Consider the following 11,292-nt stretch of genomic DNA (forward strand, 5'->3'; position numbering starts at 1 on the left):
TACTTTCTTAGGTTTTACCTTCGCTTTTTCATGACTTTTCTGGCGAATCTCATTCATTTTAGGTAAATGTGTTTCAATATCCATTATAACGTTAAGTTGATTTTCGTTTCTCGTTTCTTTTTTTAGCGCCGTGTAGACCTGTCTTATATAGTAATTGGTAATGTTGTACAAATTTTTCGCTTTAAAACATAGAGAATCACAGTAATCAAACAATTCATGGTCCGGATGTATTTGTATTTTATAGGCACTATACATTTCGTTCACCTCCTCAATCAAGAACAAATGTTCTATTTATACTTTCATTATACCAAATAGGTTTATAGAAAGTATAGTAAGTGCCCTGACTTTTTTCCAAAAAAACAAATAATACAGCTTATATCCTCATATCTAAAGCTAGGGGTTTTACGCTGTTTTTTGATAAAATAGAGGCTGACTCTTGAGCCAGCCTCTTAACCCTTATTGTTTTCTCTTCTCAACTCGAATGGGGCATTAGCACAATTTGAGAAGAGGTTGAATTATGTGTTAAAAAACTTTTTTATGAGTTGATATTCATGGATATCCCTGTTTCTGGCTTTATGTATGCTTCAGATGGTTTAGACCCAATGCATTCCCATCGACTTTATATTACTTCCTGGGATGGAAGAACTGTTCATGTTCACAGCATTACGGCATTACATCTTTTAATGATGGACACTCACATCAATACGCTGGAACGACTGAACCAGCCCCTACTGGTGTCCCGCATACCCATAGATAATTACCTTTACTTCTGTTGATAACAGACATAGACACCAAATACAGGGGTAACAGGACCAAAAAAATCCAACCCTGTTTCCATCGGCAAAAGGGTTGGATTTTTGAATATTCGAAGAGTGACAGGTACCGAAATTACGATCAATCTTCGAAAAAAACTATTGGAGTATTTCTTTGTAAAAACTTTCCCCTTCTTCTGTCTGAGGAAGTCCAAAGAATTCACTTAGTGTGGCGCCGACATCGGCCATTGAGTTTCTTCTGCCAATATTGGCAGCCTTGACTTTGTGGCCTACGATCATTAACGGTACATATTCTCTTGTATGGTTGGAGTGCCCAATGGTTGGATCGTTCCCATGGTCTGCCATGATGATAAGGATATCTTCTTCTTCCATCTTAGGCAGGAAATTCGCCAGCCACTGGTCCGTGGTATTTAATAGCTTTGCATACCACTGCGCATCCTCAGAATGACCAGCTAAATCTGTTTCCTGAACATTTACTAGAAAAGCAGCCTCTCCACTTTCTTTCAAATACGTTTCCTCTAAAACTCTTAAAACTTCATCTGTATCTACAATCGGATAGGAAGGGCCTTCACCATGCAAGACATCTGCTGTTTTTCCAATTCTATAAACCTTTAATCCATTTCGGGCAGCAATCATGGGGAATTGCCCATCAATGTTTACACCGTAACCCATATGATAGACCTCATAGCCTTTTCCGTATACATTGGCTTTTGGCGCATCCACGCCCCACTGTCCAGGATTTTTCTCATGAATGGTAGACAGGATATGCTCAATGGATGTATAAGGTCCTCCAAAGGCAATCACTCGGCTCGTATCAACATGCCGACGGACTACTTTGCCAACTTCCTTTAATTCCGAGAAGGTCATTCTCTTAAAATCAGCCGTAAGATTGATAATGTTTCCGACTGCAGATTCGAGATTATCCCCGATGACACACGCACCGTTTACAAGTAATACTGGTCGATCACTCCATGGGTATTCCACATGGTATCCTGCCTCTCTTAGCGCAGCAGCGAGCATACTATGAATATCTTTCATCAACCTTTTGTTCGAACGTTTTGGGCAGCTTCCTGCAATTTCCTGGTGTCCTAAATACGTATCTGCTCCGTGATGGGCAAGAGCAGAGGATCCATAGGCATTCAAAGGTGCATCCTGCCCGTCTACAAGAGTGCCAAGACCCAGCCCATATAAAGTAGGGATATTTAAAAATTCGACACGTTCTCTAATATGTTTATACGTATTGGCACGGCAGTCTGCTGCGTTAAATTCTTCACAATCGTCCATTGCCCCAATCCCGAAGCTGTCCAATACGAGTAAAATTGCTTTTGCCATCCTTACCATTTCCTTTCAAAGTGAACCAATTCCGGCTTGCCGCTTTGGATTCCTTTAACAAGAGCGACATGTGCTCTCGTCACAAACACCTGTGTTCGAAAGGAGAAAACGGCTGTATCACCTGCCGTAATCGAAAAACCCTCTGGCTTTTCAATGGCTCCATAATAGTCAATTGCCTCCGGTGAAGGTTCAATCGCAGGTACATACTGATCCAAAATGGTGTTCTCATCATGGCCTACAAGGCAGCCTGTTAGATTAGAACGACCATAATAGCCTCCGCCAATCACATAATAATGATCTTCATCTTCATGCGAAACCTCTGTTACATAAGCAATAGCCGGCTTCTCTGCAAGGTCATAATAAGCATGCAGAGGGGTTGTTCCAGTAAGAGCATGTCCTGGTTCACCATGTGTCACACCCTGCTCTGCTAAAAATGGAATCGTTTCACAGCTCGTAGCACTTGGCCCGTTCACCTGCTTCACTTCTATCCCATGGTCTTCAAGGACTTTTTTAGCCAATAATAACGTTTCAAAGTTAGGGGTCGGCTCCATTTTCGATTTGTCTGCCGCCAACTGAAAATTAGGGAAGGTAGTAACCCCGACCACAGAAATCCCCTTGAGATTCTTCAGCCTTTCAACCTCATCAGCTAGTTCACTTAATAGAAAACCACCTTCCTGACCGGGATAAATCATATCTGTCGGTCGATAAACCTTCAGAATCACGTCCTGGACTTTCCCTGTCTTTTCCGCAGCTAAAGAAAGCTGGCAAGCACGGTCATAGGAAAATAGTGTCACCACTTCTGGGTTCCACGACAAAACCTCCGGCCATTGGTTTTTCCCTGGCTGGACAAGATGGCCGACGTTGCCGATTGCAACCCCTCCATCCGCTAACGTCTTCGCTTCATCAAACTCCACTGCCACCGCTTTTTTAATGCCATACTCAGCAATAAACTGGCCAATAATGGGGAGTCTGCCCAGCTGCTTGCTCATGAAATAGAGCTGGAAATCATGCTCGCTCGCCGTCCTAGCCAATGCTTCTACATTCTCTTTTAAAAGATCCAGGTCAATCACATACGTATTCGGGGGTATTTCCCCGCTTTGATGCAGCGTTACACCTGCTTGAATCAGTTTTGGATTCCTACGTTTGGTAACATTCAAAAACACAGAAGTTTCCCCCTTTCTTTACGGGTATCTAGTTGGAAAATCATCATTTGCTTTCTTTAGCTAATGGAATTACTTTTCGTAAAATATCAATAATTGTATTTGCACCGGATTTCATTGGATTAATCCGCAGTCCATATTCCTTTAGCTCAGGCTGTGCTTCCAGAAAACTTCCGGATACGCGGTAGATCATTGGAATAATTTCGTATTTAGATTCGGCCCCAACCGGATGTGTAGCTGCACCATGATGGTCACTTAATTGAATTACTTCCTGTGCAATCGGATCTTCAAGCTCGACAATAACGTTTTTCGATTGTGCATTGGTTATATACGCAGCGCGAATTCCGTCAACAGCGCCTTCATTCAATTCCTGACAAAGTTTTTCCACTTGTTCACCTTGAATAGCAAGTGAGACCGGTGCGAAGGTCATCATCCGCAACATTTCCATTGCCTCATAGCCTTGTACCTGTCCGCCTCCGGAGTAGTTATACTGATGAACGCGTTCAATACCTTCTATTTTACCTGCGATCACGGCGATTCCCTCAGGACCGAGCAGTTTAAAGCCAGAAAAGGTAGAGTAATCGGCTCCTAATTCAACACCAATTCCCTTCATTTTCATCGCACAATAGTTATCATCGACGACGATTGGCAAATCAGGGCGTTCCTCTTTTACCGTCTTAATCACGTCAGCAAGATTGTAATGGTCTGTTGGCTGCTGGCGGGCATGCTGGACATAAAATACTTTTACATCGGGATGGTTTTTGATCGCTGCCCGAATACTATCCAAATCATTGTAATCTGCCGCTACTGTTTTAAGCCCCAATATCCGTATCGTTTCTTTTGTCGTCGTATAAACAGGAGCCGTATGAATGAACATCTGATCTCCTGCCGATAAAAGCATACTTAAAATGTTGCGAATCGCGCCTGTGCCGGCACCGCGAACAAGGGCACAATCTTCCGTGCCAAAGAAATCAGCTAACACTCTTTCGACGAGATACGTCTGTTCCGGACGTTTATATTTCGGAGCCACCCCAAGGTCACCCATGGAAAGGAACTGTCTCCCTTCAAAATGGCGGCTCATCATATGAACCAATTTAAATTGTTTTTCTTGTGCTTCTTCTATTGATAAGCTAGGCAAAACGGAATAAGCATACTTTAGTTCAGCCCGATTATACGTTGTCATGTTTTATCGCTCCCTTATTGAAAAGGCTCTAGATGGATTGATGATTAAAAATTGATCAAGCATATCCTGTGAAATGCCCGCTGCCTTCATTTTTGGAATAAAATCCTCGAGGACAAGTCCATATCCAGGACCTCCGTGCTTTTTCCAATGCGACTTGCGCGTTAAATCAGCTGACAAGAGAATCTGTTTTTCAAATCCAAGCTTAATAAAATCAAGCAAAAATTCCACTCGCTCTTCATCAGGACGGTAATTCACTTTACCAATCGTATCAAAAGCAATGTACGCACCGGTTTCCAATACAGCCAGTACTTCATCCTTATTGGCATTCAAATCCTGATGCCCGATAATAATCTGGTCGACCGGAAGTCCATATTCCGTTAGGAGCTGAACCTGCTGGTACCCAAGAGTTCCAAGTGTCGTGTGAGTGGTGACAGGAAGACCTGTAGCCTTTCCAGCGAGAGCAGCTCCAATCAGCAGTTCTCTTTCAATTGGCTTGATTTCATTATGACTCGTACCTACTTCGCCAATAACGCCCGGCAGGATTCCGGTATCACCGATTCCTTCTGTTGCTTCCTTGATAAAATGCGAGGCAAACTGCTCAGCACTCCAGCCATGTGCAAATTCAGGAATGAAAGGATCCTTGTAAAAACCAGTACAAGTAACAAGATGAACCCCGGTAGCTTCACTTAATCTCCTTAAACGAAGTACGTCTCGGCCCATGCCGTCATTGGTAACCTCGACCATCGACCTGCCACCCAGACGGTAGAAATCCTCTAGTTCCTCTATCATGCCTTGTTCGTCATCTAAAATCGTATCAGGGTCTTTCTTGATTCTTGATAAATCTATCGAAAGATGCTCATGTGCTGAGCAAACTCCAAACTCTTCTGGAGAAATTTTTCCAAGAACGGTTTGTATCATGTTTGTTCCACTCCGTTTCGTTGATGTGGTCTTCTTTGAGAATTATGTGTAAGGGCCTTAATACCGAATCATACTAAGGCCCCAAAGCAATTATTTTTCAAATACTATTGAGGAATTACCATTAATCCAAGCGCAACAAGGATATTGGCGATAATACCAACAGCAATGGCACCTACAGGACCTACAGCCATACGGACAATTGGACGTCCGGCAATTTCATTCAGCAGGTAGAAACCAGCGATGAAGAAGAAACCAAATCCTGGAGCAATCGCATTTGAAGCATTTGCACCACCGATTAAAAGGGCCACTTCAAGCAGCTTAGTCATCGCACCGCGGATATTTTCACCAGAATTACGGATACCAGGGTATTTATCTAAGAACTTAGCAATTGAGCTTAATAGCAATACTTCTAAAGCGATGACAATGGCTCCGATTACTAAAGCCACCCATACATTAGGAGCGAAGAAGCCGACAACGAAAATAAGTGTGAAACCTACTGGGCTATATACCCCAGTAACAATGGCGGTACTCGCCACAAGCGGGATAAATCCAAGTGCACGGGCCGCAGCTGCCAAACCAGCTTCTGATCCTTTACCTTCAGCTAATAGATTCAACGAAATTGGGTCTCCAGCCATGATAGCGAGGTTTGTTGCCGCAGCGATTAATCCGCCGATAACCATAAAGAAAACAACATTTTTTCGAATTTTTGCAACCTTTTCACTGAAAATAGCGGCTAAATTAACGCCAGCACCATCTTCTGCTTTTTCCTTCATCGCAAAAACAACTAAAAAGATCATTCCAGCAATAAGTGCCATACCTTCTTGGTTCAGTGTTACAGGAGTACCAGAGAAATTTAAAACCTCCGTGCCATTTAACCAAACAGCCAGCTGGCGAACTAATGCAGCAACGATAAACGTGATAACACCTTTTTTGACACTAAACTGCATGGCTACAGCCAGCGCAGGGAATGCCATGAATGTAACAACAACTGGTGTTCCAACAGCTCCCATTTGTTCTAGGAAGTTAAGCGGCAGGTAATCGAACAGCTTTACAAAGCCTTCCAATCCTACTAACAATCCTGCTCCATAAGCACCGCCAATAAGGGCTGCAAGCGGTGTTCCCCATTTATTCTTTGGAGTCATTAAACCGATAATATCTGTTCCTAGCAAAATACTATGAACGAGGATGATACTAGCGGAAAGTGTAAACGGTATTCCGAAGCCAATTACAAGTCCAAAGCTCATGGCAAAGGCTGTGAAGCCAAGGTCTCTTCGCGTCATCCGTCCTTCTACGTGCTCGGAGACGATTGGCCGCAGCCCGTCATTAAAAACCGCAATATTTCTATTTGCTAACATGGCAGCAATCGCACCAATCAAAATAATAAACGCCATTTCCATGTTCTTTCCCCCTTATATGTTATTTTTTCTATTTATTTTTTAACGCATTGATAATCATCGGAACTGCTTGATCCTTATGATCGGCTGTAAATCCAAATGCCTTTTTACCTGACTTAACAGCGTTTTCAATCCTTTCAGCTGATGGCTGGTGTCCAGGCATTGAAACGGTTTCACAATTCGGCATTCCCAAAAGGGCAATCGCCATCGCAAGAGCTCCGCCGCCTCCAGTATGGCATGCGCCAACATAATAATCGGCCTGACCTGTTTTTACCGCCATCGCTGCTTCAAGATCGGATTTAACGATCGTCGTAATCGAGCTGTCAAGACCCTTAATTAATTGTTCAATTTCCTTTTTATCAACCTGTCCTCCAATAACAATCTTCATTATTCATTTCCTCCTTCGTTTATTTGTAATAGTGTCGCGTAATGAATCAGTAAGTAATCCAATTCTTCCTGTGGCAGTGATTCCTCCCATAAGGTTTGGACATACTGTATTTCCTTGAGTGCTTGTGCTGAATGCGGAGAGTTCCTAACCTCTGTAAGTAAGTCAGGATGAGGGGCCTCCACCTTTTCCCCTTTTTCAATTCTCGAGAGCGCCATGGGCAGATGAGTAAACAACATTTCAGCCTGATCAATCTCATCCTCTTTCAAATAGGATTGAAGATGAATAAATGCCACAACTGCAACATCTGCTGCTTTCGTTGCGATAACATCCGATGTTAATAGAATGTCCAGCCTCTCTTTTAACTCAGTTAAAATCATTGATTTAATCCTCCAGTATACTGTATTTAGTATATTGATAGAATCAGGAAACATCCCCTTTTTCTAATAGTGGGGATACTTCTTTTCCTCTTCCACCAGTTTTTGTATCTCAATAATCATTTTAAAATCCAGCATTTCCAGCTGACTCTTAATACTCTGTCTTTCAGATTCAATCACAAGCGCTGCCATTGATGCTTTTTCGGCAAGTTCCTGCGCTTTTTTCGATTGAAATCCTGAAGATGTAAGAGCTTGTAGCGCCCTTGTTTCATCCGAATTCCATACAGCTGCATCAATACTACCGTTTTTCAACATCGAATACAGATGCATATAATTCACTTCTATATATTCCACGTCAAGCCCTTCACATTCCATCAAGGTTATATTGGCTTGGTCAGCTGATGAATAGTCAATTCCAACACGCATACCAGCTGTTATTCTTTTATGGTTCTTCTCTGCGAAGAACACTTTATGTGACGTAACATACGTTTCCGGCCCGAATGCCCGGAGAATTTCCAAACTATCAGATTCAGCAATGGCTTCTTCAGCCGCCAAAACCGACATAATGGCAAAATCATAACGCCTGGATTTTAGTGCTTCCAGCCGATTTCTTGCTCCTCTCATAAAAGCAAGACCGGATTTTTTTTGAATTTCCTCAATCGCCTCGACAATCCCTGTTGCTAAACCTTCATATTTCCGGGAGTACGGCAAAGGCATAACACCAACGATTGGTCCGATTCCGGCAATTTCATAGAGAAGATTTAGATCTCTCTTTTTTAAAAATGTACCAAGATGGCCTTTCGATTCTAAGGAAATGGCATGCAAATCCTCCAAAACCTTTAAAGCTCCTTGAACCGTTCCTCGGCCTAAAGAAAGTTTTTCTGTAAAATCACTGACTCTTGGGATCCTCTCCCCTTCAAGAACCTGGATTAATTCCTTAGCAATAAACTTTGCAGCCAAACCATTTTTCGAATATAAACTTTCCCAAATTCGACTCATGTAAATACCTCTTTATCTTCAATATACAAAATCTCGTATTCTGTACACCCTTAGTATAACGCTTTCATAAATACAATTCAACCACTAAATATTTTAACTCCAAAACTCCACAGTGACGGTTCTTCTATAAAACGAGTAGGAGGGGGTGCTCAAACATACTCGGAGTACACAAGTCTGTATCAACTTTCTCCTATCTACCATGTCCTTTTGCCCTCTGGATTCCTATCTAGAGGGTAGAAAGGCTGGTGCATTTTTATGAATTTAAAATCAGGCAGGATTGAAGGGTTTGAAAGGTATTCTCAGTTTAAAAGTGTGCAGGAGTTTAATACACATGTGGAGATGTGGTTAGCGGTGAAGAAGCAGGAGTTCTCGAAGGGGGAGCTCGTCGGTTTGAAACGGCTGGTTCGTTTTTCTGCAAAGGTTCCCGGGGTTTCGAATGCAAAGATTGGGACTTTGCTAAAAGCAATTAATGATGAGTATCAGGGAAACGGAATCTCCCGCTCTACGTTTAAACGGATGACCATTAAAACCAAAGAATTAGGAATCCTTACCATCCATGAAACAAAACGAAAAAATGGATCACAGTCTAGCAACCTATATAGCTTTAATCGTTTTCCTGCTAGTGAACCACCCAAAGCGAAATGCTTTAATTCATCTTCGGAAGAAAAGATGACGATAATTTTTTTTGAAAAATCAGTGTAAAATTACACTCACTATCACGCTAATGGACGTTATATGCAAAACGTTAAAAGGAAGGATTCTAAAAATATAGAACCCTCCCTTAAATTAATCTTTTTTCTTACATTTGTACTTGTACTTATATTTGTATTTGCAATCACATTTACATTTTTTGTGATGGTCCTTGTGGTGTTTGCCATCTTTATGGTGATGTTTACCTTTCATCATTTCCAATCCCCTGCTGAAAAAATGCTAACTATTGCATTTTTATATATGCTCCCGGTACAAAGGGGTGTGGACAACTAGTATAGATTATTACACATTTTTATTGTCTCGCTAACGAGGCTCCTATGTTAGATAGGAAGAGTCTTACGAGCAAAGATGTAGAGCTGCATTGATACTTTTTCGCCCTGGGACAAAACCTAACTAACGGGCAGTAGAACGTTACAAAGAAATTCGAAAAAACTAAAAGAAATCCACAATTTCCAGAAAAAGGGGCAGGCCGGAAGTTCTCACCATGAGACTACTATCCACTCATCCTGCTTCAATATTGAAAAATCATCATCAAATTCTTGCGGACCTACCAATTGAACACTTTCTCCCGTTTGAGCCACATGTTTGATACCTTCTATAATTTTTTCTGTAGACTCGCCTTTATCTAACATCAAATCACAAAGAATATCTATATTGTTTGGTGTGGCATTTGCAACCCCAGTACTCATACCAACGAGTACCTCTCCATCTTTCACAATTGCAAAAACATCAGAATATGGAATAGCATAAAGTGTTGCCCCATATTCATTCGCAACAGTTATCCAGTCATTAAATTTTTCTTCATGCATCAAATTAATATATTTTGAATCTCCGATAATAATATAATCCTCGGTCTGTGTTTCTTCATTTTCAGACACTAGTGAATCCGAAGGTTCCTGTGATACGGATGGAATTTCATTTTCCTTTTCTTCTTCTGTCTGAGAAGAAATTAAACGGGGACTTTGCGTTTCAACGCTGTAATTATTTTCACTGTTTATCTGTTTAATTTCTTGATTGCTCTCAATCATTTCTTTTTCAGTAATGGTTTTGGTTTGTTCCAACGTGATAGTTTGTGGAGATAATTCATTGGTAGTATCTACCTTCCTCTGAGAAACATCTTCAGAAGAACATGCAGCCATTAACATCAAAAGAGTTATCAAAATTAAACCATGTTTCATCTTTTCATTACCTCCCCAAAATATATCTATACTTATAAGACGGATTAGAGATGAAAACGTTCCCTATTTTTCCAAAAATGGTTCAATAGTTACAATTTAGAAAATCAACTGCTCTGACACTATCACTAATCAAATAATAGATTAGAGATGCAAGTTAAAAGGAGGTTTCTAAGCAGCTAGAAATCTTCCCTTTTTATTTACCCACACCTACATTTTAATAAACTACTAATATTCCTGCACTGTTTGCGGAACCTCCAAATTTGGAGATAGTTTAACCAATCTAGTTACTCAACATTCGGTTATCATTATTATTTCTAGTGACTGCAATTAATCGAAAAACCACTATCTTCGATAATGGAGCAAAAATATGCCTATTAGAAGAACCAAACCATTAATCTACTATTGTCAGCACTAGCTGCCAGGATTCAACATTTCTGTATCTTATTTTCAACTATTTTAACTAACTAAACGATTAATTAAAACTACCTTAAATCCTTTTGAAAAACGAACTTCGAGTTGTTTTCTGGTGATTTTTTTGTCAAGGATTGGAACAGTTTCTAGAGGTGAGGTTCATGAGTATCCCCATAGCTAAAGCTAGGGGTTTCGAAAGAATAGTCTTAAAAAGCACCATTGTCTTTACGTGGGCTACCACAAGTCCCGCTAATACATCAGGCCGAAGCCTTCAGCTTTGCATGGCTATTTTTCATGATGATGATTTTCTGTGGAGCTTGAAGGAATTGATTTCTTTCAAGCCCTTCAAAGGCATTCTTCACATGTTTTCGAACGATATTAAAGGCCCCATTTACATCTGCATGGATTAGAACTTTTGAGCCCCTAATTTTGTAAAAAGCTCTAGTGCTTCGATACCCACTAAAAATAGTT

Annotated in this window: 10 protein-coding genes and 2 pseudogenes; 1 reads left to right on the top strand and 11 read right to left on the bottom strand. The window is 41.0% G+C overall.

Annotated elements, in window-relative coordinates:
- The 9 genes and pseudogenes from TR08_RS04150 to yhfZ form a co-directional block, all read right to left on the bottom strand.
- Positions 1 to 255, bottom strand: a pseudogene (locus TR08_RS04150) (RNA-guided endonuclease InsQ/TnpB family protein); the annotation flags it as partial.
- A 656-nt stretch (positions 256 to 911) separates the two neighbouring features.
- On the bottom strand, positions 912 to 2,105 hold the full coding sequence (locus tag TR08_RS04155) for a phosphopentomutase (protein WP_045516001.1): 1,194 nt from the start codon (positions 2,103 to 2,105) through the stop codon (positions 912 to 914).
- Between the two features lie 2 nt (positions 2,106 to 2,107).
- Positions 2,108 to 3,268, bottom strand: coding sequence for a YhfX family PLP-dependent enzyme (locus TR08_RS04160; RefSeq protein ID WP_045516002.1), 1,161 nt, complete (start codon positions 3,266 to 3,268; stop codon positions 2,108 to 2,110).
- A 43-nt stretch (positions 3,269 to 3,311) separates the two neighbouring features.
- Entirely contained in the window at positions 3,312 to 4,448 is a 1,137-nt protein-coding gene (locus TR08_RS04165; protein WP_045516003.1) for an aminotransferase class V-fold PLP-dependent enzyme, read from the bottom strand.
- 3 nt (positions 4,449 to 4,451) lie between these two features.
- A complete protein-coding gene (locus TR08_RS04170; RefSeq protein WP_045516004.1) occupies positions 4,452 to 5,366 on the bottom strand; it encodes a phosphotriesterase family protein in 915 nt (304 codons plus the stop codon).
- A gap of 104 nt (positions 5,367 to 5,470) precedes the next feature.
- Positions 5,471 to 6,763: a YhfT family protein gene (locus tag TR08_RS04175; RefSeq protein WP_045516005.1), complete on the bottom strand. Its 1,293-nt coding sequence runs from the start codon at positions 6,761 to 6,763 to the stop codon at positions 5,471 to 5,473.
- A gap of 28 nt (positions 6,764 to 6,791) precedes the next feature.
- A complete protein-coding gene (locus TR08_RS04180) occupies positions 6,792 to 7,148 on the bottom strand; it encodes a DUF2620 domain-containing protein (RefSeq protein ID WP_045516006.1) in 357 nt (118 codons plus the stop codon).
- Entirely contained in the window at positions 7,148 to 7,525 is a 378-nt protein-coding gene (locus tag TR08_RS04185; protein ID WP_045516008.1) for a PRD domain-containing protein, read from the bottom strand. The genes TR08_RS04180 and TR08_RS04185 overlap by 1 nt, the downstream gene beginning before the upstream one ends.
- 63 nt (positions 7,526 to 7,588) lie before the next feature.
- The gene (yhfZ, locus tag TR08_RS04190; RefSeq protein WP_045516010.1) at positions 7,589 to 8,521 is read right to left on the bottom strand and encodes a GntR family transcriptional regulator YhfZ; all 933 of its coding nucleotides are present in this window, start codon (positions 8,519 to 8,521) and stop codon (positions 7,589 to 7,591) included.
- 255 nt (positions 8,522 to 8,776) lie between these two features.
- Between yhfZ and TR08_RS04195 the strand changes: the two genes are divergently transcribed.
- The gene (locus tag TR08_RS04195; protein ID WP_238579075.1) at positions 8,777 to 9,223 is read left to right on the top strand and encodes a hypothetical protein; all 447 of its coding nucleotides are present in this window, start codon (positions 8,777 to 8,779) and stop codon (positions 9,221 to 9,223) included.
- A gap of 488 nt (positions 9,224 to 9,711) precedes the next feature.
- On the opposite strand, the gene TR08_RS04205 is transcribed toward TR08_RS04195, so the two are convergent.
- Positions 9,712 to 10,410 (bottom strand): hypothetical protein, encoded by a 699-nt coding sequence (locus TR08_RS04205; RefSeq protein WP_045516013.1) that lies wholly within the window; start codon positions 10,408 to 10,410, stop codon positions 9,712 to 9,714.
- Positions 10,411 to 11,078: 668 nt separating this feature from the next.
- Positions 11,079 to 11,292, bottom strand: a pseudogene (locus tag TR08_RS32365) (hypothetical protein); the annotation flags it as partial.

Source organism: Neobacillus niacini, from assembly GCF_000759675.1.
Lineage (GTDB): Bacteria > Bacillota > Bacilli > Bacillales > Cytobacillaceae > Neobacillus > Neobacillus niacini_A.

What these genes read in the sequence shown, in the direction of transcription:
- TR08_RS04165 (WP_045516003.1), bottom strand. Translation starts at nt 4,448, where the DNA reads ATGACAACGTATAATCGGGCTGAACTAAAGTATGCTTATTCCGTTTTG.
- TR08_RS04175 (WP_045516005.1), bottom strand. Translation starts at nt 6,763, where the DNA reads ATGGAAATGGCGTTTATTATTTTGATTGGTGCGATTGCTGCCATGTTA.
- yhfZ (WP_045516010.1), bottom strand. Translation starts at nt 8,521, where the DNA reads ATGAGTCGAATTTGGGAAAGTTTATATTCGAAAAATGGTTTGGCTGCA.
- TR08_RS04180 (WP_045516006.1), bottom strand. Translation starts at nt 7,148, where the DNA reads ATGAAGATTGTTATTGGAGGACAGGTTGATAAAAAGGAAATTGAACAA.
- TR08_RS04155 (WP_045516001.1), bottom strand. Translation starts at nt 2,105, where the DNA reads ATGGCAAAAGCAATTTTACTCGTATTGGACAGCTTCGGGATTGGGGCA.
- TR08_RS04185 (WP_045516008.1), bottom strand. Translation starts at nt 7,525, where the DNA reads ATGATTTTAACTGAGTTAAAAGAGAGGCTGGACATTCTATTAACATCG.
- TR08_RS04195 (WP_238579075.1), top strand. Translation starts at nt 8,777, where the DNA reads ATGAATTTAAAATCAGGCAGGATTGAAGGGTTTGAAAGGTATTCTCAG.
- TR08_RS04170 (WP_045516004.1), bottom strand. Translation starts at nt 5,366, where the DNA reads ATGATACAAACCGTTCTTGGAAAAATTTCTCCAGAAGAGTTTGGAGTT.
- TR08_RS04205 (WP_045516013.1), bottom strand. Translation starts at nt 10,410, where the DNA reads ATGAAACATGGTTTAATTTTGATAACTCTTTTGATGTTAATGGCTGCA.